23 protein-coding genes are annotated in these 23498 nt (G+C 73.7%); 6 read left to right on the top strand and 17 right to left on the bottom strand.

Features of this window, described 5'->3' with window-relative positions; genetic code table 11:
* Window positions 1-41 precede the first annotated feature (41 nt).
* The 3 genes from RBL05_RS15515 to pheS all read right to left on the bottom strand — a co-directional run bounded on the left by RBL05_RS15515 (window position 42) and on the right by pheS (window position 4411).
* Window positions 42-545 (bottom strand): DUF4870 domain-containing protein, encoded by a 504-nt coding sequence (locus RBL05_RS15515; RefSeq protein WP_308738716.1) that lies wholly within the window; start codon window positions 543-545, stop codon window positions 42-44.
* Window positions 546-702: 157 nt separating this feature from the next.
* Entirely contained in the window at window positions 703-3303 is a 2601-nt protein-coding gene (pheT, locus tag RBL05_RS15510; protein WP_308738717.1) for a phenylalanine--tRNA ligase subunit beta, read from the bottom strand.
* 1 nt (window position 3304) lies between these two features.
* Window positions 3305-4411, bottom strand: coding sequence for a phenylalanine--tRNA ligase subunit alpha (gene pheS / locus RBL05_RS15505; protein WP_308738718.1), 1107 nt, complete (start codon window positions 4409-4411; stop codon window positions 3305-3307).
* A 202-nt stretch (window positions 4412-4613) separates the two neighbouring features.
* Between pheS and RBL05_RS15500 the strand changes: the two genes are divergently transcribed.
* The 3 genes from RBL05_RS15500 to RBL05_RS15490 all read left to right on the top strand — a co-directional run bounded on the left by RBL05_RS15500 (window position 4614) and on the right by RBL05_RS15490 (window position 8195).
* A complete protein-coding gene (locus RBL05_RS15500) occupies window positions 4614-5714 on the top strand; it encodes an S-(hydroxymethyl)mycothiol dehydrogenase (RefSeq protein WP_308738719.1) in 1101 nt (366 codons plus the stop codon).
* Entirely contained in the window at window positions 5711-6331 is a 621-nt protein-coding gene (locus RBL05_RS15495; protein WP_053916913.1) for an MBL fold metallo-hydrolase, read from the top strand. The genes RBL05_RS15500 and RBL05_RS15495 overlap by 4 nt, the downstream gene beginning before the upstream one ends.
* A gap of 268 nt (window positions 6332-6599) precedes the next feature.
* Window positions 6600-8195 carry an HNH endonuclease signature motif containing protein gene (locus RBL05_RS15490; RefSeq protein WP_308738720.1) on the top strand — a complete coding sequence of 532 codons (1596 nt, stop codon included), beginning with the start codon at window positions 6600-6602 and terminating at the stop codon, window positions 8193-8195.
* 32 nt (window positions 8196-8227) lie between these two features.
* Here RBL05_RS15490 and RBL05_RS15485 read toward each other — a convergent pair whose 3' ends face one another.
* The 5 genes from RBL05_RS15485 to infC are packed head-to-tail and all read right to left on the bottom strand — an operon-like array spanning window position 8228 to window position 12510.
* Window positions 8228-10342: a cytochrome c oxidase assembly protein gene (locus RBL05_RS15485; protein ID WP_308738721.1), complete on the bottom strand. Its 2115-nt coding sequence runs from the start codon at window positions 10340-10342 to the stop codon at window positions 8228-8230.
* Complete coding sequence (locus tag RBL05_RS15480; RefSeq protein ID WP_308738722.1) at window positions 10339-11259, bottom strand: TrmH family RNA methyltransferase; 921 nt, start codon at window positions 11257-11259, stop codon at window positions 10339-10341. The genes RBL05_RS15485 and RBL05_RS15480 overlap by 4 nt, the downstream gene beginning before the upstream one ends.
* Before the next feature lie 19 nt (window positions 11260-11278).
* Window positions 11279-11659 carry a 50S ribosomal protein L20 gene (rplT, locus tag RBL05_RS15475; RefSeq protein ID WP_010550142.1) on the bottom strand — a complete coding sequence of 127 codons (381 nt, stop codon included), beginning with the start codon at window positions 11657-11659 and terminating at the stop codon, window positions 11279-11281.
* 58 nt (window positions 11660-11717) lie between these two features.
* Entirely contained in the window at window positions 11718-11912 is a 195-nt protein-coding gene (gene rpmI, locus RBL05_RS15470; protein ID WP_010550143.1) for a 50S ribosomal protein L35, read from the bottom strand.
* Window positions 11913-11937: 25 nt separating this feature from the next.
* On the bottom strand, window positions 11938-12510 hold the full coding sequence (infC, locus tag RBL05_RS15465) for a translation initiation factor IF-3 (RefSeq protein ID WP_318604320.1): 573 nt from the start codon (window positions 12508-12510) through the stop codon (window positions 11938-11940).
* A 344-nt stretch (window positions 12511-12854) separates the two neighbouring features.
* On the opposite strand from infC, the gene RBL05_RS15460 reads away from it, so the two are divergent.
* Together RBL05_RS15460 and RBL05_RS15455 are read left to right on the top strand one after the other, a co-directional pair.
* The gene (locus tag RBL05_RS15460) at window positions 12855-13784 is read left to right on the top strand and encodes a DUF4352 domain-containing protein (RefSeq protein ID WP_308738723.1); all 930 of its coding nucleotides are present in this window, start codon (window positions 12855-12857) and stop codon (window positions 13782-13784) included.
* A gap of 164 nt (window positions 13785-13948) precedes the next feature.
* On the top strand, window positions 13949-14281 hold the full coding sequence (locus RBL05_RS15455; RefSeq protein WP_050815731.1) for a DUF1844 domain-containing protein: 333 nt from the start codon (window positions 13949-13951) through the stop codon (window positions 14279-14281).
* Window positions 14282-14372: 91 nt separating this feature from the next.
* Here the strand turns inward: RBL05_RS15455 and RBL05_RS15450 are convergent, their stop codons facing one another.
* The 7 genes from RBL05_RS15450 to RBL05_RS15420 form a co-directional block, all read right to left on the bottom strand.
* Window positions 14373-15230, bottom strand: a complete 858-nt coding sequence (locus tag RBL05_RS15450) for an SseB family protein (RefSeq protein WP_308738724.1) — start codon at window positions 15228-15230, stop codon at window positions 14373-14375.
* Window positions 15227-15961: a bifunctional 1-(5-phosphoribosyl)-5-((5-phosphoribosylamino)methylideneamino)imidazole-4-carboxamide isomerase/phosphoribosylanthranilate isomerase PriA gene (gene priA, locus RBL05_RS15445; RefSeq protein WP_263311527.1), complete on the bottom strand. Its 735-nt coding sequence runs from the start codon at window positions 15959-15961 to the stop codon at window positions 15227-15229. The genes RBL05_RS15450 and priA overlap by 4 nt, the downstream gene beginning before the upstream one ends.
* A gap of 69 nt (window positions 15962-16030) precedes the next feature.
* A complete protein-coding gene (locus tag RBL05_RS15440; RefSeq protein ID WP_010550150.1) occupies window positions 16031-16189 on the bottom strand; it encodes a hypothetical protein in 159 nt (52 codons plus the stop codon).
* Window positions 16186-16920, bottom strand: a complete 735-nt coding sequence (gene hisH / locus RBL05_RS15435; protein WP_412523772.1) for an imidazole glycerol phosphate synthase subunit HisH — start codon at window positions 16918-16920, stop codon at window positions 16186-16188. The genes RBL05_RS15440 and hisH overlap by 4 nt, the downstream gene beginning before the upstream one ends.
* The gene (locus RBL05_RS15430; RefSeq protein ID WP_308738725.1) at window positions 16917-17522 is read right to left on the bottom strand and encodes a hypothetical protein; all 606 of its coding nucleotides are present in this window, start codon (window positions 17520-17522) and stop codon (window positions 16917-16919) included. The genes hisH and RBL05_RS15430 overlap by 4 nt, the downstream gene beginning before the upstream one ends.
* On the bottom strand, window positions 17519-18136 hold the full coding sequence (gene hisB / locus RBL05_RS15425; RefSeq protein ID WP_308738726.1) for an imidazoleglycerol-phosphate dehydratase HisB: 618 nt from the start codon (window positions 18134-18136) through the stop codon (window positions 17519-17521). The genes RBL05_RS15430 and hisB overlap by 4 nt, the downstream gene beginning before the upstream one ends.
* Complete coding sequence (locus RBL05_RS15420) at window positions 18133-19266, bottom strand: histidinol-phosphate transaminase (protein WP_308738727.1); 1134 nt, start codon at window positions 19264-19266, stop codon at window positions 18133-18135. The genes hisB and RBL05_RS15420 overlap by 4 nt, the downstream gene beginning before the upstream one ends.
* 172 nt (window positions 19267-19438) lie before the next feature.
* Between RBL05_RS15420 and RBL05_RS15415 the strand changes: the two genes are divergently transcribed.
* A complete protein-coding gene (locus tag RBL05_RS15415; RefSeq protein ID WP_308738728.1) occupies window positions 19439-19864 on the top strand; it encodes a DUF3054 domain-containing protein in 426 nt (141 codons plus the stop codon).
* 131 nt (window positions 19865-19995) lie between these two features.
* Here the strand turns inward: RBL05_RS15415 and RBL05_RS15410 are convergent, their stop codons facing one another.
* On the bottom strand, window positions 19996-21885 hold the full coding sequence (locus RBL05_RS15410; protein ID WP_308738729.1) for a glycoside hydrolase family 3 protein: 1890 nt from the start codon (window positions 21883-21885) through the stop codon (window positions 19996-19998).
* Entirely contained in the window at window positions 21872-23458 is a 1587-nt protein-coding gene (locus RBL05_RS15405) for a glucoamylase family protein (protein WP_308738730.1), read from the bottom strand. The genes RBL05_RS15410 and RBL05_RS15405 overlap by 14 nt, the downstream gene beginning before the upstream one ends.
* Window positions 23459-23498 lie beyond the last annotated feature (40 nt).

Below are 23498 nucleotides of genomic sequence, written 5' to 3'. Positions count from 1 at the left end.
TTCTCCCTGCGGCCGGGTCCGTCCGGGCACCTCGCAGCGCCTCAGCCCCGCGGGCGGCGGACGAACGGGATGACGGGCAGGCCGACGCGTGCACCCCTGCTCGCCTGGACGGTGCCGACGATCGCGTAGATCAGCTGCATCAGCCCGAGCACGAAGTAGAGGATCACCACGGTGACCACGACGGCCTCCATCGCCGGATGGAACAGCACGCCGTCGCCCGTGGGCTCCCCGGTGAGCACTCCGAGCGCGAGCGAGAGGGCCATCAGCACCGGCCAGCACAGCTGGGTGAGGCCCCAGTTCGCGGCGCGCACGCCGTTCTCGGCGGCGAGGCCGCGGTGACGGCGCTGTCGGAGGCCGACGACGAGCTGGGTGATCCCGGCGACGAGCACGTTCGCGAACGGGATCGGGACGTAGGCGAGGAAGCCGAGCGCCCAGGCGATCGTGCCGCGCGGCTCGGGGCGCGCCGCCGCGTACGACGGAACGGGCCCGGCGGCTGACTCGGGGTACGGAGCCGCGGGGTCTGGATATCCGTGAGGCGTGGTCACGGCCACACCCTATCCAGACCGGACCTCCGCCGTCGGGCCGACGGCGAGCGCAGTTCGTCTGACGACGCGTCGCGGACGCAGGAGGGGCCCCGCTCGGTCGAGCGGGGCCCCTCCCCTGCGTGATGGCTGCTGCGCGCCTCGTCGGCGCCGCGGCCGCTCAGGCCCGCAGCACGCCGCCGACGGCGGACTCGACCGCGGCGATGATCCGCCGGCGGGTCTCGCCGATCTGCTCGGCGGTCAGCGTGCCCTCGCCGGAGCGGAGCCGGATCGCGAAGGCGAGGGACTTCTTCCCCTCCCCGATCTGCTCGCCGGTGAACACGTCGAACAGGTGGACGCGCTCGGCGAGGTCGCCGGCACCCACCACGATCGCGGCCTCGACGGCGCTCGCAGGCACGGACTCCTCCACCACGAAGGCGAAGTCCTCCTTCGCCGGCGGGTAGGTGGGCACCGGCACGGCGCGCACCACGGCGGGGGCGGCGGCGATCACGGCCTCGAGGTCGAGCTCGAAGGCGGCCGAGCGGGCCGGCAGGTCGAACTCCTTCAGCACGGCGGGGTGCAGCTCGCCGGCGGCGCCGACCACGCGACTGTCCCCGCCGGCCGTGTGGACGCGCAGCTCGGCGGCGCGGCCCGGGTGGAAGGGCGCGCGCTCCGTCTGGCGCACCTCGAGCTCGGCGCCGACGGCGGCGGCCGCGCGGCGGGCGAGGTCGAGCGCATCGGTCCAGCCCCATGGCGCGGGCTCGCCCTGCCAGGAGTCGGGGCCGGAGGCGCCGCCGACGACCGCGGCGAGCGCCCCGGTCTGCGCGGGCAGCGCGGCGAGGATCGACTCGAGCTCCTGCTCGCTGGGACGCTGCGCGGCGGCGGGCACCGGAGCGGCGCCCTGTCCCCCGCTGGCGAGGAACACGGAGCCGCGCTGGAAGATCGCGACCGACTCCTCGCCGCGGCCGAGGTTGCGGCGCGCGGTGGGCAGGAGGCTCTGCAGCAGCTCGGTGCGCAGCAGCGGCTCGTCCTCGGAGAGCGGGTTGAGGATCCGCACGGCCTCGCGGCGCGCGTCGTCCGTCCCGTAGCGGAGCCGGTCGTGCACGGAGCCCGCGACGAACGGGGCGGAGTTCACCTCGACCAGGCCCGCCTCGGCGAGCGCGCGGCGGGCGGCGCGTCGGCCTCGCTGGGCGACCGTCAGGCCGCGCCCGCCCGGCGCCGTCGGCAGCACCGAGGGGATCTCGGCGTAGCCGACCAGACGCGCGATCTCCTCGACGAGGTCCTCGCGGATCGTGAGGTCGGGACGCCACGACGGCGGGGTGACCAGCAGGCCGTCCTCGCCCTCGCGCGCGACGGTGCAGCCGATCGCCTCGAGGGAGGAGATCACCTGCACGTCGCTGTAGGCGATGCCGACGACGCGCTCGGCGTCGTGCAGACCCGCTCTGATCGGGGCAGGTGCGGCGACCGAGCCCTCGTCGGCCACGCGGGCGGAGACGGTGCCGCCGCCGTGCTCGACGATCAGCTGGGCGGCGCGGTGCGCGGCGATCAGCGGGAGCTGCGGGTCCACGCCGCGCTCGAAGCGCTTGGACGCCTCGGAGGGCAGGCGGTGGCGGCGCGCGGTGCGGGCCACGGTGACGGGGTCGAAGGTCGCGGCCTCGAGCACGATGCTCGTGGTCGCGTCCGACACCTCGGTGTCCTCGCCGCCCATGACGCCCGCGAGGCCGAGCACGCGGTCTCCCGCCGGGCCGCCGGCGTCGGTGATCAGCAGGTCCTCGGGGTCGAGGGGGCGGGTGGCGTCGTCGAGCGTGGTGAGTTCCTCGCCCTTGCGGGCGCGGCGCACGGTGATGGGGCCGACGAGCTTCTCGGCGTCGTAGGCGTGCAGCGGCTGGCCCAGGTCGAGCATCACGTAGTTGGTGACGTCGACGATCAGGGAGATCGGGCGCATGCCGGCGAGGGTGAGGCGGCGGGCCATCCAGCGCGGGGTCCGCACGGCGGGGTCCACGCCCTCGACCTCGAGCGCGACGAATCGGGTGCAGCCCTCGGCGCCGTTCAGCGGCGCCTCGTCCCGCAGCTGGACGGGCACTCCCCCGGCCTCGGTCGCGGTGATCGCGACCTCGGACGCGGGGTCGGTGAAGGCGGCGCCGGTGGAGTGGCCGTACTCGCGCGCCACGCCCCGCATCGAGAAGCAGTAGCCGCGGTCGGGGGTCACATTGATCTCGACGACCTCGTCCGCGAGGCCCAGCAGCGCGATCGCGTCGTCACCGGGCTCGGCGGTCAGGCCCTTCGCGTGGCCGCGGCCGAGCACGATGATGCCGTCCTCGCCGTCGGGGTCCGGGCCGAGGCCCAGTTCCTCGCCGGAGCAGATCATGCCGTCGGAGGTGTGACCGTAAGTCTTCCGCGCGGCGATCGCGAAGTCGCCGGGCAGCACGGCGCCGGGGAGGGAGACCACGACGAGATCGCCCTCGACGAAGTTGTGCGCGCCGCAGATGATGCCGCGGCTCGGACGCTCCTCGCCGGGCTGCGGGTCCTTGGGATCGTCGGCGTCCTCGTTGTGCTCGGGGCCGACGTCCACGCGCACCCAGTTGATGGTCTTGCCGTTCTTCTGCGGCTCCTTGACGAGCTCGAGCACGCGGCCGACCACGAGCGGTCCGGTCACCTGCGCGCCGAAGATCGCCTCCTCCTCGAGGCCGACGCGGGAGAGGTCGGTGGCGACCTCGAGCGCGGAGGCGGTCGCGGGGAGCTCGACGTGCTCGCCGAGCCAGGTCAGGGGAATGCGCGGCATCTCAGATCTCCGTCCCGTAGTGCTGGGAGAAGCGGACGTCGCCCTCCACCATGTCCCGCATGTCCGCCACGCCGTTGCGCAGCATGAGGATGCGCTCGATGCCGAGGCCGAAGGCGAAGCCCTGGTACTCCTCGGGGTCCACCCCGGCGGCGCGCAGCACGTTCGGGTGGACCATGCCGCAGCCGCCCATCTCGATCCAGCCGGTGCCGCCGCAGACGCGGCAGTCCGGGTCCGCGTCGTGCTCGAGGCCGAGCCGTGCCTCACAGGCGAAGCAGCGGAAGTCCATCTCGGCGCTGGGCTCGGTGAAGGGGAAGTGGTTGGGGCGCAGGCGGGTGATCGGCGCGCCGCCGAAGAGGTGCGCGGCGAGCGCGTCGAGGGTGCCGACGAGGTTCGCCATGGTCAGGCCCTTGTCGATCGCGAGGCCCTCGACCTGGTTGAACATCGGCGAGTGGGTCGCGTCGATCTCGTCGGCCCGGTAGACGGTGCCGGGACACGCGATGTACAGCGGGGCGCCGCGCTCGAGCATCGCGCGGATCTGCACCGGGGAGGTCTGGGTGCGCAGCAGCATCCCGGAGTTCTCGGGCGCGAGGTAGAGCGTGTCCTGCAGCGAGCGCGAGGGGTGCTCCGCATCGGCGTTCAGCGCGTCGAAGTTCAGCCAGGAGGACTCCGCCTCGGGGCCCTCGGCGATCTCCCAGCCGATCCCGACGAAGAAGTCCTCGATCCGCTCGGTGAGGGTCCACAGCGGGTGCGCGGCGCCGCGCGGCCGACGGTCCGTCGGCAGCGTCATGTCGACGGTCTCCGCGGCGAGCGCGGCCTCCTCCTCGGCGGCCGCGAGCTCGGACTGGCGAGCGGCGAGCTCCTTCTGCACCCGTCCCTTGCCCTGGCCGACGAGCTTGCCGGCGGCGGCCTTCTGGTCCTTGGGCAGGTCCTTGATGGCGCGGTTCGCGGAGGTCAGCACGCTGGCGTCGCCGACGTGCTCGATGCGCACCTGCTTGAGGGCGGCGGTGTCGGGGGCCGCGGCGATCGCGGCGAGCGCGGCGTCGACGGCGGCGGTGATCGACTGCTCGTCGATCGAGGGCCCGCCGGGCGCGGGGGATGTCTCGGACACGGGGTTCGCTTTCGTCCTGGAGTGCTCGGGGATGCGCGCGCCGGGACGCGGGCACCGCGGACCATTCTAGGAGAGGCCGCGCCGCCGGGGCGCCCGGCATGGGGAGTGGCGCCATGTCCCTCTGACGCCCGCGAACCGGACGACGCATCCGGCGCGACACGGATAGGCTGGCCAGGACCCTGTTCCCTCGAAGGAGGCCAGCATGTCCTGGACCGTGAAGGGCGTCGTCGCCCTCGCAGAGAAGAAGCCCGCCGAGCTCGTGGACATCGTGATCCCCGATCCCGGCCCCCACGACGTCGTCGTCGACATCGAGGCGACCGGCGTGTGCCACACCGACCTCGCCTATCGCGACGGCGGCATCAACGACGAGTTCCCGTTCCTGCTGGGCCATGAGTCCGCAGGCCGCGTCTCCGCGATCGGCGAGGACGTCAGCCACGTCGAGATCGGCGACTACGTCGTGCTGAACTGGCGCGCCGTGTGCGGCGAGTGCCGCGCCTGCAAGAAGGGCGTGCAGCAGTACTGCTTCGACACCCACAACGCCTCCAAGCCCATGACGCTGACCGACGGCACCGAGCTCACCGCCGCCCTCGGCATCGGCTCCTTCTCGGAGAAGACCCTGGTCCACGAGGGCCAGTGCACGAAGGTCTCCGAGGACGCCCCGGCCGAGGTCGCCGGCCTGCTGGGCTGCGGCGTGATGGCCGGCATCGGCGCGGCGATCAACACCGGCCAGGTCCAGCGCGGCGAGTCGCTCGCCGTGATCGGCCTGGGCGGCGTGGGCTGCGCCGCGATCGCGGGCGCGCAGCTCGCCGGCGCCACCACGATCATCGGCCTGGACGTCGACGAGAAGAAGCTCGCGGCCGCCGAGAAGCTCGGCGCCACGCACACCCTGTGCACCAAGGACCTCTCGCCGCAGCAGGTCGCGGAGAAGGTGCAGGAGCTCACCGGCGGCTTCGGCGCGGACGTCGTCGTCGACGCGGTCGGCATCCCGCAGACCTACGAGACCGCGTTCTACGCCCGTGACCTCGCCGGCCGCGTGGTCCTCGTCGGCGTGCCCCGCCCGGGCGTCGAGATCACGCTCCCCATGCTCGACGTGTTCGGTCGCGGCGGTGCGCTGAAGTCCTCCTGGTACGGCGACTGCCTCCCCGAGCGGGACTTCCCCTATCTCACCGACCTGTTCCTGCAGGGCCGTCTGCCGCTGGACCGCTTCGTCACCGGCCGCACCGATCTCGCCGGCACGGACGCGGCGCTGGACGGCCTGCACGACGGCGCGAACCTGCGCACCGTGGTGGAGGTGGCCAAGTGACCGCGCGGCTGGACCATGCCGTCACCTCGGGGACGTTCTCCCTGGACGGCGAGACCCACGAGGTCGACAACAACGTGTGGGTGCTCGGCGACGACGAGCAGTGCGTGGTCTTCGACGCCCCGCACGACGTCGAGAAGGTCGAGGAGCTCGTCGGGAACCGCGAGTGCGTGGGCATCCTGCTCACCCACGCGCACGACGACCACGTGCGCTTCGCCCCGGAGCTCTCCGAGGCGCTCGAGGCCCCGATCCTGCTGAACCCCGCCGACCGCGAGGTCTGGCAGCTCACCCACGGCGACCTGCCCTGGGACGACGACGTCGCCGACGGGGACATGTTCACGATCGCGGGCGTGAACCTCGAGGCGCTGCACACCCCGGGCCACTCCCCCGGCTCGACCTGCTACTACTCCGAGGAGCTGGGCGCGGTGTTCACCGGGGACACCCTGTTCCAGGGCGGCCCCGGTGCGACCGGTCGCTCCTTCTCCTCACGGGAGACGATCGAGCAGTCGATCCGCGAGCGGCTGTTCCAGCTCCCGGACGACACCGTGGTGCACACCGGCCATGGCCCGGACACCACGATCGGTGCGGAGAAGAAGGCGGCGCAGGGCGACTGGCTCTGAGCGAGCTCTCGATCCGGACGACGCCCGAGCGCCGCGTGCCCTGAGGCGTCGCATCGCTCGCTGACACCGGCGGCGGTCCTCCACGGAGGGCCGCCGCCGGTGTCTGTCGCGTCCCTGCACACGACGCTCGCGACACGCAGTCTCCGCAGGTCAGATCCCCTTCAGGGTTATCCACACACCTTTCGGCAGTCGGGACGGATCGGTAGAATCGGTCACATGTCCCGGAGGTGAGGAGCACCCCCGAGGTGACCGCGAGGGGGCGGTGAGAATGGGCGAGTTCGAGGCCGACGCCGAACCGCTGCTGCTCGCACCTCCGAGCCCCGAGGCGGCCTCCGCCCTGTCCCGCGTCCGGGCCCGTCGGCGCCGACGCCGCCGTGCGACCCGCGAGCACATCTCGCGCATCGGCGAGCATCGGGCGCCGGAGACGGCCGAGCTGCTCGAGCAGCTGTGGGACGGCGGCGCCGAGGACTCGCGGCGGCTGGCCCGAAGGTTCCGCGCGATCGTCGGGGCGACCCACGACCCGCTCTCCCCCGAGGAGCTCCCCCGCGAGGCGCGCGCGATGGAGGAGCTGCACCTCTCCCTCGCCCTGCGGTGCACCCGCGCGCAGGCGCGCTCGGCCATCCGCGAGGCGCATCGCGTGGCCACGCTGCTCCCCCTGTGCTTCGCACGGCTCTCCCGCGGCGAGCTCCCCGCGCCGTGGTTCGAAAAGCTGCTGGAACGCACGGGGAGCCTCGAGGACGATGCCCTCCGGCGGCTCGACGTCGAGCTCTCCCGCACCGACCTCTCCGTCTCCCCCGAGGTCTTCTCGCGGATCCTCGGCCATCTCCTCGCCGCCGCGGTCGCGCGCAGCGAGGAGCCGGAGCACGCCCGGCCCGAGAACCGCCGCCGGGTGGTCCTGGACCCGCCCCGGCCCGACGGCACCGGCTGCCTGCGCATCATCGGTCCGATCCCGGAGATCCTCGACCTGTCTCGACGCCTGGATCTCGCGGCTCATGCCGTCCGTGACGGTCAGCGCCGCGCCTTCGAGCAGGGCACCCCGCTGCCGGTCGATCCGGGAGGCGAGATCGAGGCCAGCTGCCTGATCCCCTCCCTCGCCCGCACCCGCTACAACGTGCTGATGAGCTCGGCCCTCGCCACGGGGGATGCCGCACCTCCTCCACCCCAGGTCCGCGTCAACGTGACGGTACCGGTCATGACCCTCCTGGGGCAGTCGGACGCTCCCGGCATGCTCGACGGCACCATCCCGCTTCCCGGCCGGATGGCCCGCGAGCTCGCCGGGCACGAGAGCACCTGGTACCGGGTCCTCACGGATCCGACATCAGGCCGCTTCCTCCCCGCCCCGGCGCAGCGCTACCGGCCCACCGCCGAGATGCGCGCGCACCTGCTGCTGCGCCATCCCACCTGCGCGGTGCCCGGCTGCGGCCGCCCCTCCTCGATGCTGTCTGAGACGGATCACCTCGAGGAGTACGACCACGGCGACCCGTCCGCCGGCGGCACGACCGACGCGGAGAACCTGCACGAGCTCTGCCGCGAGCACCACCGGCTGAAGACGCTGGGCCTGCTGGACCCGGTGCGCGACGACCTCGAGGGCACGACCTGGTGGGAGAGCTCCGGACTGATGATGGCCCGGCAGGAGGACGGCCGGGATCTCGCCACCGCCCAGGTCGTCGATGAGATGACCGCCGCCTGGGAGCAGCACGAGCACCTCCGATACCTGCGGGCCGAGGCGGCCGCGCGCCGACGATGGGTGCGGGAGCAGGGCCTCTCCCCCGGCGACCTGGTCACCGGGCCGGATGGCGAGGACGACTGGTGGGTCGGGCACGACGGGGACCTGCATCCGCCCGGCGAACCGCCGCCGTACTGATCACGTCGCGCTGGTGCTGGACAGACCCGCCGCTACTGACCAGGAGACTGGTCGCCGCTGTCCGCAGCACCTACGGCTTCCTGTCGTTCCGCTGCGCCGTCAGCTCCGCGAAGTCCTGCAACCTCACTCCCGGCCGGGGACGAGCTGGCCGCACCCCCGGACCGCAGGCCCGCCAGATAGGCGTTGTACGCGGCGAGCTCGGCGCCGCCGTCCCGCTCGGCCTTGCGGTCGTACTGCCGGGCCCGTCGGTCCTCGGACTTCATCCACAGCACCGCCACGATGATCGCGTACCCGACCGTCGGCACCTCGGAGATCGCCCACATGATCGAGGCGCCCCGCTCCTGGATCAGCATCAGCCGGTCGGGGCCGTACATCCCCAGCTCCGAGTACCAGCCCTCCGCGACCAGCCAGGTCGCCGAGTACAGCGCGATCCCGAAGAAGGCGTGGAACGCGAGGGTCACCAGCAGCGTGATCAGCTTCAGCACCGGATTGATCGGCCTGGTGGAGGAGTCGATGCCGATCAGCACCCAGGCGAAGAGATAGCCCGAGGCGAGGAAGTGCACCGTCATCAGCACATGGCCGAGATGGTTGTACATCGCCAGCTCGAACAGCGGGGTGAAGTAGAAGATCACCAGCGAGCCGGCGAAGATCAGCCCGGCCACCGGCGGGGAGGAGATCAGCCGCGAGTAGCCCGAGTGCAGGGCGGCCAGCACCCACTCGCGCACCCCGCGGGAGCCGTCGGTGCGGGGCGAGGTGGCGCGGGACAGCATCGTCACCGGCGCGCCGAGCACCCACAGCGGCGGCACGATCATCATCATCGCCATGTGCTGGACCATGTGGGCGTCGAAGCGGAACTTCCCCCAGGCCGCCGCGCCGCCGGAGATCACCCAGGCGAAGGCGAGGCAGCCGGCGAGGAAGGCGAGGGTGCGATGCCACGGCCAGTCGTCGCCGCGCCGTGCCAGGCGCACCGCCCCGGTCAGATACAGCCCCGCCATCACCGCGGCGAGGGCGATCGCGATCCAGTCCGGCTGGACGACGGTGAACATCGTCGTGGGCGAGAACTCCTGCTCGGGCGGGAGGAAGCCCGCCAGCGAGAGCACCTTCAGGTCGCCGCTGGCTGGGACCGACTGCGGCACGGGCGGGGCGGAGCGGCCCAGCGCGATCGACGCCCCGATCACGGCGGCCATCAGCACGCCCTCGGTGAGGGCGAGGTGGCGGAAGCGGAGCCGCTCGCCGAGCCGTGCGCGCTGGAGGGCGCCGAGCACGGCGAGGACGACGAGGCCGAGCGCCTTGGCGAGCACGACCCGGCCGTAGCCGGTCGTGACCAGGTCCCCCCAGCCCGACAGCCGGATCCCGGCGCTGATCAGGCCGCTGAGTGCCAGCGAGACCACCGCGGCCAGGGCCCAGGGCGAGTAGCGGCGGACCACGACGCCGAGCACCTCGTCGTCCATGCGCCCGGCGAGCAGCGCGATGGCCAGGAGCCCGCCCGCCCAGACGGTGACGGCGACGAGGTGCAGCGCCATGGCGTTGACGGCGTTGATGTGGTCCAGGCTCGCCCCGGCGTGCCCCACCAGTCCCAGCGACAGCGTGCCGAGGCCTGCGAAGGCGAGCCCCCAGCAGGCCAGCACGGTGGATCGGGCGAGGGCGTAGGCGAGGGTCGCGAGCGCGGCGAGCACGGCGACGAGCATCTGCAGTCGGCCGAGCGCCCCGCCCATCGCGACGTCCCAGACGTTCAGCGCGGTGCCGGCACCGGTCGCCTCGAGCCCGCCGAGCGGGATCTGCGCGAGCGCGGCGAGGGTCCACAGCAGCGCTCCGGCGGCGGCGAGGCGCACGGCGCGGCGGCGCAGCGGATCCAGCACCGTCGCCTCGCGGCGCGAGGGGCCGGGCAGCAGGAGCACGGCGGTCGCGCCCGCGCCGACGGCGAGGAGCAGGCCGAGGTGGTGCAGCGCGCGCACGACGGGCAGCCCGAAGGTCACCAGCGGCGAGGCGGGCACGAGGGTCGCCGGGGACAGCGCCCCGGTGGCGAGCATGCCGAGCCCCGCGGCGAGCAGGGCCAGCAGGAGCAGGAGGGGGACCGCGGCGGCGCCGAGGGCGCGGCCGGGGCCGCGGCGGCGTGCGGGGGCGGTCTCCGCGACGGGCGCGCTCATGCCCCGGCCCGTCGTCGGCGCAGGGTCTCGAAGAGGCAGACGGTCGCGGCGGTGTGCACGTTCAGCGACTCCGCGTGGCCGGCGAGCGGGATCCGCACGGTCAGCGGCGCGGCGGCGAGGGTCACCCCGTCGAGCCCGTGCGCCTCGTTGCCGAGGATCCACGCGATCCGGTCCGGCAGGTCGACGTCGAACAGCTCCGAGTCCGCGTAGCCGCTGGTCGCGGCGGCGGTGATGTCGCGGGTGGCGAGCGCCTCGAGCAGCGGGCCACTCTCGGCGCCGGTGAGGACGGGGAGGTGGAAGAGCCCGCCGACACTCGCCCGCACGGCCTTCGGCGAGTACGGGTCGGCGCTGGTGCGGGTCAGCAGCACGCGGTCGGCGCCGGCGGCGTCCGCGGTGCGGATCAGAGTGCCGACGTTCCCGGGGTCGCGGACCTCGTGGAGCACGACCACGGTGAGCGGCCCCTCATCGGGCAGCGCCTCCAGCGCGGCGGTCGCGGCGTCCGGGTCCTCGGCGGGCAGGGCGCCGACGGCGACGACGCCCTGCGGGGAGACGAGCGCTCCCGGGGCGCCGCCCGTCCCGGCGGCGGCAGGAGCGGACGCGACGTCGGCGGCAGTGTCGGCCGGGCCGCTCTCGCGCACCATGGCGCGCAGGATCTGCTCGTCGACGAGGCGGGCCGGGACCCCCGCCTCGCGGGCGAGGCGCTCGAGCTCGGGGTGCGCGTCGGCGGCGCGCTCGGTGAGGTGCACCTCGAGGGCGAGCTCGGGGCGGTGCGCGAGGAGGGAGCGCACGGCCTGCGGCCCCTCGACGCGGAAGCGTCCCTGCTTGCGACGCGCCGAGCGCCCGGTCAGCGCCGCCACCTTCCGCACCCGCTCGGAGCGGGGGGAGGTGATCGGGGACTGATCCGGGCGCTCGGTCATCGCTGGACGGGCAGCGATGTCAGGCCGCGGGGGCGTTGACGTCCTCGGGGAGGGCGTTCTTGGCGACCTCGACCAGGGCGGCGAAAGCCGGCGCGTCGTTGACGGCGAGCTCGGCGAGCATGCGACGGTCCACCTCGACACCCGCGAGGCCGAGGCCCTGGATGAAGCGGTTGTAGGTCAGGCCGTTGGCGCGGGACGCCGCGTTGATGCGCTGGATCCAGAGCTGACGGAAGTCGCCCTTGCGCTTCTTGCGGTCGCGGAAGTTGTAGGTCTGCGAGTGCAGCACCTGCTCCTTCGCCTTGCGGTACAGGCGAGAGCGCTGGCCGCGGTAGCCGCTGGCCTGCTCGAGGATCTCCCGACGCTTCTTCTGGGCGTTGACCGCCCGCTTCACGCGTGCCACGTGATACTCCTTCGATCGTAAGTTCAGGGTCGCGGGAGCCGTGCTCCCGCGTGGGCGATCAGCGGCCCAGCAGCTTCTTCATGCGCTTGGCATCGGCCTTCGACACATCGGTGTCGGAGCCCAGACGGCGCTTGCGGGTGGAGGACTTGTGCTCCAGGAGGTGGCGAGCGTTCGCCTTCTCCCGCATGAGCTTGCCCGAACCGGTGACGCGGACGCGCTTCTTGGTACCCGAGTGGGTCTTGTTCTTCGGCATTGGCCTGTTTCTCCTTGTGACGTTCTCAGGACTCGGCGCCGGCCTCGGCCTCGGGCGCGGACTCGTCGTCCTTGCCGCGGGCCGCTGCCTTCTCGGCGTCGGTCTTGCGCTTGCGGGCCTCGGCCATAGCCTGGGCCTTCTTCTTGTGAGGCCCGAAGACCATCACCATGTTGCGGCCGTCCTGCCGCGGGTGGGACTCGACGAAGCCGTACTCCGAGACGTCCTCCGCCATGCGCTGCAGGAGCTTGACGCCCCGCTCGGGACGGGACTGCTCACGACCGCGGAAGCGGATGATGACCTTCACCTTGTCGCCGCCGTCGAGGAACTTCTCGACGTTGCGACGCTTGGTCTCGTAGTCGTGCGTGTCGATCTTGAGGCCCATCCGAATTTCCTTCTGGACCGTGTTCGCCTGGTTCTTCCGAGCCTCGCGGGCCTTCAGATTGGCTTCGTACTTAAACTTGCCATAATCCATGAGCCGCGCGACGGGCGGGTTCGCACCCGGTGCGACCTCGACCAGGTCGAGGTCTGCTTCCTGGGCGAGACGCAGGGCGTCCTCGACACGGACCTCACCGACCTGCTCGCCGTTGGGACCGACCAGGAGGACCTTGGGGACCCTGATCTGACCGTTGATGCGCTGTTCGCTGATGTTGGCTCCTCACCTTGTTTCGAGTCGGAAGACGACGAAGGCCCCCGCAGTCATGCGGAGGCCCCAAGGTGCGAGCGCTGCGACGGCGGTCGGGCGCGATGGCCCGCTCGCCGGACGATGACGCCCGACTGCGATACTGACCCAGCGGCTGGATGCCACGAGGTGGGAAGGGACTCCACTTGAGGAACGTATGACGAGGGTTTCGACCTGTTCCAGTCGTCTATCCTACCAGGAGTACGACGGACGTCCAGGTGATGTGCGTCGCGCCGCCAGGCCGCGATCAGCGAGGAGTACAGGTGCACACCGACCGCGAGGCGTCCGAGCAGGACGGCCGGCCAGCGCTCTCTCCCGGCACCGCCCCTGCGGAGCCGGCCGGCACCCCGGAGCTCCCCGCCCCGCAGAGCCCCGTGGACGCCTCCCACGAGTACGGCTACGGGAACGACGAGGAGCTCCCGGCCCCGGGCGGCGGCGAGCCCGCCGAGCCCGCCCAGCAGACCGAGGGCCCGGACGACCTCTCCGAGACCGAGCGCCGCTCCGTCACCGGCGTCCAGGGCGTCACCGCTCCCCGCGCGATGCTGCGCCCGGTGCCCGAGGGGTTCCCGACCCCTCCCCCGCGCCCGGCCGTCCCGAACCGTCGGCCCGCGAAGGTGCAGGACCCCGACGAGGCGAAGGGCTCGCGCCGCGGACTGCTCATCGGTGCGATCGTCCTCGTCGCCGTGCTGGTCCTCGCCGTCGCCGTCGGCGGGGGCATCCTCGCCTTCCGCGCCCTGGGCTCCGACGACCCGGGCGACTCCGATCCGTCCGCGCCCGCCGGGACCGCCGCCCCGCAGGATGGGGCCTCCGGCGGCAGCGCGACGATCGGCGAGGTCGAGATGACCGCGGTGAGCACCGAGGCGGGCGTGCGCAGCGTCGGCAGCCGGAGCAACCCGGTCGAGCCGGAGGGCGAGTTCGTCATCGCCACCGTCGAGATCGACAACCAGGGAGACCGGGCGGCGCCGCTCACCCCGGAGTCGATCTCGCTGGAGTCCGCCGACGGCGTCACCCACCCGCTCGACCTCGATGCGAGCCGCGTGCACATCGCCGACAGCAAGAGGCCCACCCAGATCCCGGGCGGCGGCAGCGGCACCGTCCACCTGGTCTTCGACGTGCCGATCGGCACCGAGCCCTCCGCGATCCTCGTCGACTTCGGCGAGGACATGACCGGATCCCTGCCCCTGGCCGGCTAAGCCACTTCCTCCGCCCGCCGCGGACCACCATCCCCGCACCGCGTCCGAGCCGGACGCGGACCGAGAACGAAGGACCCCCAGTGACCGAGCACTCCCACGACAGCACCCCGCACGCGCACGACGCCGCGCACAGCCACGACGCCCCGCACAGCCACGACGAGGGGATCGGCGCCGACGAGCTGCGCGACATCGCCGAGGTCTCCTCGGTCGAGATCATCACCTCCGCCTGCGTGCACCTGATGAGCGCCGCGGCGGTGAAGGTGGGCCTCGCCGAGGACGAGGAGACCGGGCAGTACCAGGACCTCGCCGAGGCGCGGAAGCTGATCACCGCCCTCGCGGGCCTGGTCACCGCCGCCGCCCCTGAGATCGGCAACGAGCACGCCCGCTCGCTGCGAGACGGTCTGCGCTCGCTGCAGCTCGCCTTCGCGGAGGCTCTGCCCTTCCCCGACGAGCCGGGCAAGGCGCCGGGCGAGAAGTACACCGGCCGGGTCTCCTGACGAGGCCGGGCCGCGGCGTCGCGGGCCGGGCTACGGCTCGGGCTACGGCTACGGCTACGGCTACGGCTACGGCTACGGCTACGGCTACGGCTCAGGAGCCGAGCACGAGCCGCATCGAGCTGATCCGCTCGGCGACGAGCTGCGATCCCCCGAGCGCCTGCGTCACCAGCTGGACCACCGCGGAGACCTGCTCCGCGGTCAGCCCCGGGCGCAGCCGCAGGTGGAGGTCCACCTCGGCGCGCTCGCCGGCGCGGGCCGCGAGGCCCAGCACGGCGGGCGAGGCGGAGGTCCCGACCCGCTCGAGCTCCGCGGCGAGCTCGCCGTCCTCGTGCGGCGGAATCCACTCGCGCCCCTGCGCGAGCGCCCACAGCACCGAGCGCGGCAGCAGCACGGGGCCGCCCTCGGCCTCGGGCGTCGCGGCGTCCAGCAGCAGCGCGGTGCAGCCCTCCTGGACCGCGGCCTGCGCCGCCTGCGGCGCGACCACGGGCACGGGCCGGGCATCTCCGCGCCAGGCGGAGAGCTGGTGGACCGAGGTGAACAGCGGCAGCACCGTCGTCCCGTCGGGCGCGGTGATCGAGACCATCGCCATGTCGGCGCCGTTGTCGCCGGTGAGGCCGTGGGCGGTGGCGCCCGTCTCGGTCGCGACCGCCATGATCGGCACCAGCACCCGGGAGGTCGCGAGCGCGGCGACGAGCGCGCGTCGGTGCGGGTCCCGGCCCGCCCGGTGCGCCCGCAGCGCCTCGGCGAGGTGCGCCGGCGTCGCGCCGTCGTCGCCGGGGAACGGGCTGACGGTGTAGTCGCGCCCCTCCCAGGTAACGCCCGCGGTGTCGGTCAGCGGGGACTTCTCGCGGAAGTGGGAGGGCAGGGCCCGACGGGCCCGTCCGCCGGGGTCGGCGTCCGGGCCCGTCGGTCCGTGGTCCTCGTTCTGCGAGGTGTTCTCGGAGGTCACGGGCGTCCCGCGACGTCGAGCGCCTCGCCCATCGTGAAGGCCTGCGCGTACAGGGCCTTGCCCACGATCGCGCCCTCGACCCCGACGGGGACCAGCTCGCGCAGCGCGCGCAGGTCGTCGAGGGAGGAGATGCCGCCGGAGGCGACGACCTTCGCGTCGGTGCGCTCGCAGACCTGGGCGAGCAGGTCCACGTTCGGGCCCTGGAGCGTGCCGTCCTTGGTGACGTCGGTGACGACGTAGCGCTGGCAGCCGGCGGCGTCGAGACGCTCGAGGGTCTCCCACAGGTCGCCGCCCTCGCGGGTCCAGCCGCGCGCGGCGAGGGTGGTGCCGCGCACGTCGAGGCCGACCGCGATGCGGTCGCCGTGCTCGGCGATGATGTCGGCCGTCCACTCGGGGTTCTCGAGGGCGGCGGTGCCGAGGTTCACGCGGCGGCAGCCGGTGGCGAGCGCCGCGGCGAGGGACTCGTCGTCGCGGATCCCGCCGGAGAGCTCGACGTTCATGTCCACGGCGGCGACGACCTCGGCGAGCAGGGAGGCGTTGGAGCCGCGGCCGAAGGCGGCGTCGAGGTCGACCAGGTGCAGCCAGTTCGCGCCGCCCTCCTGGAAGGCCAGTGCGGCGTCCAGCGGCGCGCCGTAGCCGGTCTCGGTGCCGGCCTCGCCCTGGACGAGGCGGACGGCCTGGCCTCCCTGCACGTCGACGGCGGGGAGCAGCTCGAGCACGGGAGCGGTCATGGGGGTCCTCCTGGGACTGAGGGTGTGGTGCCCGGTCGGGCGCGGGGACGGACGGGGTGGGAGGCGTGCTCAGCCGCTCTGGATGCGCCAGAAGGAGATGCCCAGGCACACGAGGCCGAGCACGGCCAGTCCCGCGATCGCCCACCAGGGCTTCTTCGAGCGGTAGAAGGACCAGGCGCCGCCGAGGAGCATCCCGCCGGCGAAGAGCATCAGGAACGCGAGGATCATGCGTCCTGCTCCCGGTCGCGGCGCGGCAGGGTGCCCAGCCAGTTCGCGAGCAGGCGGGCGCCGGCCGCGCCGGACTTCTCGGGGTGGAACTGGGTGGCGCTGAGCGCCCCGTTCTCGACGGCGGCGACGAAGCGGTCCTGCTCGTGCTGGGCCCAGGTGACCTGCGGCGCCTTGAGCGGACCGGTGTCCTCCAGGTCCCAGCTGCGGGCGGCGTAGGAGTGGACGAAGTAGAACCGCTCCTGCTCGATCCCGGCGAACAGCGCGCTGCCGGGCGCGGGCTCGACGGTGTTCCAGCCCATGTGGGGCACGACCTCGGCCTGGAGCTGGGTGACCTCGCCCGGCCACTGGCCGAGCCCGCGGGTGCGCTCGCCGTGCTCGGTGCCGGCCTCGAACATCGCCTGCAGGCCCACGCAGATGCCGAGCACCGGCAGGCCGCCGGCCAGGCGGCGCTCGATGATCCGGTCGCCGCCGACGGCGAGGATCTGCGCGAGGGTCGCGGAGTAGGCGCCGACGCCGGGGACGACGAGCCCGTCGGCCGCGAGGGCGCGCTCGCGATCCGCGGTGAGCTCGACCTCGGCGCCCGCGGCCTCGAGGGCGCGGACGACGGAGCGGACGTTGCCGGAGCCGTGGTCGAGGACGACCACGCGCGGCGCGGGACCCGTCGCTCCGGCGGTGGCCGCTGCGTCCGCGGGGCTCGCGGCGGCCGACGCCCCGGTCTCGGTCGCGCTCACGGGCGCTTCCTCCCGCCGGAGGAGATCCACTCCAGCGCCTCGGCCCGGGTGAGCGAGGCGGGGTCGAGGCCCTCGCCGAGCTCGTCGAGCGAGGTCGTGCCCAGCAGCAGCTCCTCGACGAGGTCGTCGACGGCGCCGAGCACGATCGCGGGCGAGATGTCCTCGCCGCGCTCGCCGTTCTTGTACCGGGTCGCGGTCATGCGGTCGCCGCGGCGCCAGAAGACCACGATGCCGTTGCGCTGTAGGGCGGTGGAGGTGATCGCGGCGAGGTCGTGCGCCGCCGCTTCGGACAGCGGGCCGACGGCGACCGCGCCGGTGGCGGTGTCGAAGGTGCGGGAGTCGGTGGGGATGTCGATCCCGTCGGTGCGCGCCTCGCGGCCCAGCCGGATCACGCCGGCGAGCGCCTTCGCGGTCGCGACGGAGGTCGCGACCACGGCGATCGTGGGGACCTCGTCCTCCTCGGGCGCGGCCGAGGCGTCGGACAGGACGTCCTCGACGGTCAGCGACGCGTCGTCGAGGGAGAGCCCCTCGGTGAGGCGGGCGAACTCGGCGTCGATGTCCTCGGGCTCGGGCCCGCGGCCGGTGGTGTCGTCGGTGCTCACAACGCTCCCTTGGTGGACGGCACGCCGAGGACCCGGTCGTCGGGGGCGCAGGCGGCGCGCAGCGCCCGGGCGAGCGCCTTGAACTGCGCCTCGACGATGTGGTGCGGGTCGCGGCCCTCGATCACCCGGATGTGCAGGCAGATCGCGGCGTGGTGGGCGAGGGACTCGAAGACGTGACGGGTCAGCGAGCCGGTGAAGTGCCCGCCGATGAGGTGGGTGGCCTGGGCCTCGCTCTCCCCGGAGTGGACGCAGTAGGGGCGGCCGGAGAGATCCACGACGGCCTGGGCGAGCGCCTCGTCCAGCGGGACCAGCGCGTCGCCGAAGCGGGTGATGCCGTGCTTGTCGCCGAGCGCCTCGCGCAGCGCCTGGCCGAGCACGATAGCGGTGTCCTCGACGGTGTGGTGGGCGTCGATGTGGGTATCGCCCGTCGCCCGCACGGTGAGATCGAAGCGGGCGTGGGTGCCCAGGGCCGTGAGCATGTGGTCGAAGAAGGGCACGGAGGTGGAGATGTCCACCTGGCCGGTGCCGTCGACGTCGAGGCTGACCTCGACGGAGGACTCCCGGGTGGTGCGGGAGAGGGTCGCGGTGCGCGACGGGCGGGCGGTCTCGGTCATCGGGGGTCGGCCTCCTCGAGGGCGGTGCGGAATGCGGTGTTGTCCTCGGGGGTGCCCACGCTGACGCGGAGCCAGCCGGCCGGCCCGACGGCGCGGATCAGCACGTCGCGCTCCAGGAGGGCCTGGAACACGTCGTCGCGGTCGGCGAAGGCGCGGAAGAGGACGAAGTTGGCGTCGGACGGAGCGACCTCGTGACCGCGACCGGCGAGATGGGCGGCGAGCGCGTCGCGCTCGGTGCGCAGCAGCGCGACCTTCCCCAGCAGCTCCTCCCGGTGGGCGAGGGCGGTGCGGGCCACCGCCTGGGTGAGGGCGGAGAGGTGGTAGGGCAGACGCACCACGCGCACGGTGTCGACGATCACGGGATCGGCGACGAGATAGCCGAGGCGGGCGCCGGCGAGCGCGAAGGCCTTGGACATGGTGCGGGCCACGACGAGGTTCGGGTGCTCGGCCAGGAGGGTGAGGGCGCTGGGCACCCCGTCGCGGCGGAACTCGCCGTAGGCCTCGTCGACCACGAGCAGCCCGCGGGCGGGCTCGAGCGCGCGGGCGGCGGCGCGGGCGACGTCGAGGTCGAGCGCCGTGCCGGTGGGGTTGTTCGGCGAGGTGAGCACCACGATCGAGGGCCGGTGCTCGGCGATCGCGGCGGTGACCGTCTCCGCGGTGAGCGCGAAGTCGGGAGCAGGGCCCCGCTCGGCGGTGACCCAGGCGGTGAAGGTGTCGCGCGCGTACTCGGGGTACATCGAGTAGTGCGGGGTGAAGCCGAGCGCCGTGCGGCCGGGGCCGCCGTAGGCGAGCATCAGCTGGTGCATGACCTCGTTGGAGCCGTTCGCGGCCCAGACCGCCTCGGCCGGCGGGGCGGGCACGCCGGACTCCTCGGCGAGGTACTCCCCCAGCTCGCGGCGCAGGTCCAGCGCCTCCCGGTCCGGATAGCGGTTCAGGCCCGCCGCGGCCTGCGCGGCGGCGGCGCCGATCGCGGCGGCGAGCTCCTCCGAGGGGCCGTAGGGGTTCTCGTTCACGTTCAGCGCATGCGCGACCGGGAGCTGCGGCGCGCCGTAGGGGGCGGCTCCGGCGATGCCGTCGCGGGGGACGGGCAGGATCGAGGGCTCAGGGGTCGGGACGGGCGAGGCGGACATGGCACTCATCGTAGTTGGCGTCGCGGGGGCAGGTCCCCCCGGTCCGCGTCGCGGCCCCGGGGCCGTCGCCGACGTGACGTGGCTCATCGTCATCTCGCCCCGCATCCCCGCGTCGGTCCTCCCGGCGCCTTCCCTCGGTGAGCTCCCCGCCGCGTCCCAGTACCCTGGCGGGATGTTCCGTTCCCTGGGTGCCCTCGTCGGCGACCTGCTGGTCGTCATCCTCTTCGTCGCCATCGGCTTCGTGCAGCACGGCACGCCCCTGACCACCGAGAACATCTTCCTGGTGGGGTGGCCCTTCGCCGTCGGCGCGCTGCTGGGCCATCTCGCGATCCGCGCCTGGCGCGCCCCGTTCCGGATCTGGCCGCACGGACTCTTCGTGTGGGCGATCACCCTCGCGACCGGGATGGCGGTCCGCACCCTGTTCGGGGCGGGCACCGAGGTGTCCTTCCTCATCGTCACCGCGATCGTGCTGGCGGTCGGGATGCTGGGCTGGCGCGCGATCGCGCTGTGGCTCACCCGGGGCGAGCGTGCCGCGGAGCGCCGCGCCGCCGTCGAGGAGACCCCGACGGGCGCCGACCGGACGGCCGGCGCCGGCTGAGCTCGCCCCCGACGAGCCTCCCCACCGAGCGTCCTCGCCGCGCACCCGCCCCGGCCGCGGACGTGATGCGTCCGCCCCTGCCCCGGCTCTCCGCCCTGCGCTCTCCGTCCGGCCCGTCAGGACCCGGGCGGTCAGCCGTGCCCGTCCGGACCCGCCGCGAGATCCATGCCGTGCCCGAACGGGTACAGCGGGTTCGCGGTCCCGCCGGGGACGTCCTCGGGCGCTGCGCGCACCGCCTCCATCGACCGCGGCAGGTCCAGCGGCAGTCGGCCCGCCGCCGGCACCCTTCCGGTGATCGCGTCGACCCAGGCGGCGCCCGAGACCCCGAAGGTGCCGGTGAGCGCGTCGCAGACGGGGGCGATGTCGGTGAGCACTGCCGCCCGGTCGAGATCGACGTCGAGCACCAGCGGGCAGACCGCCCGGATCCGTGCGAGCCGGTGCGCGAGACCGGGCGGGAACGACAGGTCGCCCTGGTGGAACCAGGCCTCGAGGAAGAGGTCGTCCCGCGGCTGGAAGGGGGCTCCGATCCGCAGCAGGGCGAGGTCCGCGTCGGCCGGGTGCTCGACGGGCTCGCCGAGCGCGGCGACGACCGCCTCGGGGAGCCCCTCCGTGTAGAGGCGCAGCCGGCCCCCGGAGCCGCTGCCCGCCGGGCGCAGGGGCAGCAGGCCGCCGTCGTCGTGGAGCACGACGACGCTGCGGGCCTGGGCCTCGTGGCCGCGCCGGCGGTCCTCCTCGGTGCCCACGCGCTCCGCGGCAGCGGACTCGTCGACGTAGGGGTCGTCGAACAGGCCCAGACGGAACTTGACCCGCAGCAGGCGACGCGCCGAGTCGGTGATCCGCTCTTCGGCCACGGCGCCCTCGCGCACGAGGTCCAGCAGCAGCTCGGTGCACTCCTCACCGCCGAACTGGTCGGCGCCCGCCTCGAGGATCCGCTCCATGCGCTGTGAGGGGGTGAGCTCCTCGACTCCCCAGGCGCGGGCCGGCAGCACCTGGTCGCCGACGTGGTTGTCGTTGACCAGCTCCCAGTCGCTGACGATCACCCCCTCGTACCCGAGCTCGCCGCGCAGCAGCCCGGTGAGGACCTGCCTGTTGAAGCCGAAGCCGACGGCCTCGATCGCCTCGCCGTCGCGCACGAGCCCGACGGGCCGTCCGTAGTAGGGCATGATCGCCTCGGCGCCCGCGTCGATCGCGACCCGGAAGGGCAGCAGATGGTCCTCGAAGCGCCCGCCCGGGTAGACCTGGTCCCGGCCGTAGGGGAAGTGGGCGTCCTCGCCGTCCCTCTGCGGCCCGGCGCCCGGGAAGTGCTTGACGGTGGACTGCACCGACGGCTCCCCCTCCTCGCCGGCGAGACCCTCGAGCGCGGCGCCGACGAGCTCGGCGGTGAGCTCGGGGTCCTGGGAGAAGCACTCGCGCTGCCGGGCCCAGCGGGGCTCGGTGGCGAGGTCCGCGACGGGGTGGAGGCCGGCGCGGATCCCGACGGCGGTGTACTCGCGCCGCACGGTGTCCGCCCAGACGCGCACGAGCTCCGGGTCGTGCAGCGCACCGAGCCCGAGCGGCTCCGGCCACAGGGAGAAGAAGGACGTCGCCCAGGAGGTGCCGGCGTTCTGGGCGCCTCCGTGGCGGGGGTCGGTCGAGATCGTCACCGGGATCCCGTGCGGGGTGGTCTCGGCGAGCTGCTGGAGGCGGTTGTGCCAGCGGGCGGCGGCCTCGGCGCTCTCCAGGCCGTGCACGTTGAAGTGCGTCATCAGCTTCCGGGAGACGACCGTCGTCGTCGGCGACTTGGAGATCGCGCCGGGGGTCTCCAGCAGCGTGCCGTCCGGGCCGGTCTCGATGACGGTGTGGAAGAGCAGCCCGACCTTCTCCTCGAGGGAGAGCCGGGCCAGGAGGTCCTCGGTCCGCTCCTCGGCGCTCAGGCGCGGGTCCTCGTAGGGGTCCATGACGCCGTTGCCGTTGAGGTCCCGGTAGCGGGTGCCGTCTACGCCGGACAGGAGGCGGGGCAGGGAGCGGTCAGCCGTGGGCACGGAACACCTCCTGGGCGAGCACGGGGCGCAGCGCGGCCTCGATCTCGTCGGTCGCGAACCATTCATGCAGCCGGCCGTCCAGGAGCACGTTGCCCAGCGCCCCCATGATCATCGACTGGTCCAGGGAGAGGTGCCGTTCGGCACGCACCCCGGTGCGCGTGGCGACCGCGTCGTGGAAGCCTCCCGGGCCGTAGGCGGCGAGCTCGGTCTCGATCCGCGAGAGGTTCTCGAGCGCGGCGTCCGTCTCGTACTGGAGGGCGAGCGCCGCGGCGTGCGGGGTGACCACGCCGTCCAGGCCCTGCGGGTAGGGCTCGCCTGCGTGCCAGTCGGTGCCGGCGGCGTCGGAGAAGTAGCCGGTGGGGTTCAGGCCGAGCGCGTCGACGCCGTACTCGCGGTAGCCGCCGTGCGGGTCGGAGCTCGGGGAGAAGCCCCAGTAGCCGTATCCGGCCTCGTCCAGTCCGTGCTCGCGCTGGGCGCGCACGTGCAGGGGATGGTTGCGTCCCCAGCTGTCGGGTCCCCAGGCGGCCTCGGGCACGAAGAGGTCCGGCATGAGCTCCTCGAACATGGAGCCGCCCCAGCCGGGGACGATCTCCATGCCGCGGTAGGTGTGGGCGCCCTCGAAGACGGCGACGCCCTCGTGCTCGGTCCACTCCCCCACCGACGGCATCTCGGGCCAGTCCCACTCGGGCGGGAAGGTGCGGAAGGTCGTGAAGTAGGCGGCCGCGGGGATCTGACCCGCGATGATGCCGAGATAGGTGACCATCCGGGCCTCGGAGACGGCCGTGTCGTAGTGGTGGCCGGTGTGGTACCAGACATCCGACCCCGGGATCCCGCCCATGAGCGGGAGCAGCTCGGCATCTTCCCGGCCCGGGTCCTCGATCCAGAAGCCGCCGACGATCTGGCCGGGCTGCGCGGCCACATCGCGGTCGAAGAACACGTCCCAGCGCATCCCGTCTAGCAGGCGCCGGGCACGACGGCGGTTGGAGGGGTCGGCCTCGGCGACGAGGTGGAGGGCTGCGCCGAGCCAGCCCATGTCCACGCTCGAGACGAAGGGGACGACGGGGGCGCCGGTGCCGGGCCAGGCGCGCAGGATCGTGCCGTCTGTCTCGTCGTACCAGTTCACGTACATGCCGGAGGGCTCGTGGTGCTCCATCTCCTCGAGGCTGGTGAGCGTCGCGGCGACGCGCCGACGGGCGTCGCCCGGGGTGATCAGCCGCAGCTCGCGGGCGACGAGCGCGGACCAGAGGGAGCCGCCGATGTTGGTGGGCGAGGTGTGGCGGGAGTGGCCGACGAGGGACGCGTCGATGCTGTCCGAGATCAGGCCCGTCCGTCGCACCGTCATCGCATCGAGGCTGCGCCAGCTGTCGGCCGCCCAGCGGCGCAGCAGGGCGCGGTCGGCGCCGGACGGGGCGGAGGGGCCGGCGGGTCCGACGGGCCGGGCGTCCGCGGCGCGGGCGGGTGCGGCGGCGCGACCGGGGGCCGCGGCTGTCGCCGCGGGGGCGCCGGCGCCGAGCAGGGGGACGGTGAGCAGGGTGCGCCGGTCGATGCCGGTCGCGCGGGGGCGAAGGGTCACGATGCCTCCTCGAGGCGTGGTGGCGGTTGGGGTGCCGGCG

The organism is Brachybacterium sp. GU-2, from assembly GCF_030866705.2.
Taxonomy (GTDB): domain Bacteria; phylum Actinomycetota; class Actinomycetes; order Actinomycetales; family Dermabacteraceae; genus Brachybacterium; species Brachybacterium conglomeratum.
This window is presented reverse-complemented; position numbering and strand designations above follow the sequence as displayed.

Coding starts and splice junctions, on each gene's coding strand:
- pheT (WP_308738717.1), bottom strand. CDS start 3,303: ATGCCGCGCATTCCCCTGACCTGGCTCGGCGAGCACGTCGAGCTCCCC.
- RBL05_RS15500 (WP_308738719.1), top strand. CDS start 4,614: ATGTCCTGGACCGTGAAGGGCGTCGTCGCCCTCGCAGAGAAGAAGCCC.
- RBL05_RS15490 (WP_308738720.1), top strand. CDS start 6,600: ATGGGCGAGTTCGAGGCCGACGCCGAACCGCTGCTGCTCGCACCTCCG.
- RBL05_RS15485 (WP_308738721.1), bottom strand. CDS start 10,342: ATGAGCGCGCCCGTCGCGGAGACCGCCCCCGCACGCCGCCGCGGCCCC.
- RBL05_RS15480 (WP_308738722.1), bottom strand. CDS start 11,259: ATGACCGAGCGCCCGGATCAGTCCCCGATCACCTCCCCCCGCTCCGAG.
- rpmI (WP_010550143.1), bottom strand. CDS start 11,912: ATGCCGAAGAACAAGACCCACTCGGGTACCAAGAAGCGCGTCCGCGTC.
- priA (WP_263311527.1), bottom strand. CDS start 15,961: ATGACCGCTCCCGTGCTCGAGCTGCTCCCCGCCGTCGACGTGCAGGGA.
- RBL05_RS15440 (WP_010550150.1), bottom strand. CDS start 16,189: ATGATCCTCGCGTTCCTGATGCTCTTCGCCGGCGGGATGCTCCTCGGC.
- hisB (WP_308738726.1), bottom strand. CDS start 18,136: ATGACCGAGACCGCCCGCCCGTCGCGCACCGCGACCCTCTCCCGCACC.
- RBL05_RS15420 (WP_308738727.1), bottom strand. CDS start 19,266: ATGTCCGCCTCGCCCGTCCCGACCCCTGAGCCCTCGATCCTGCCCGTC.
- RBL05_RS15415 (WP_308738728.1), top strand. CDS start 19,439: ATGTTCCGTTCCCTGGGTGCCCTCGTCGGCGACCTGCTGGTCGTCATC.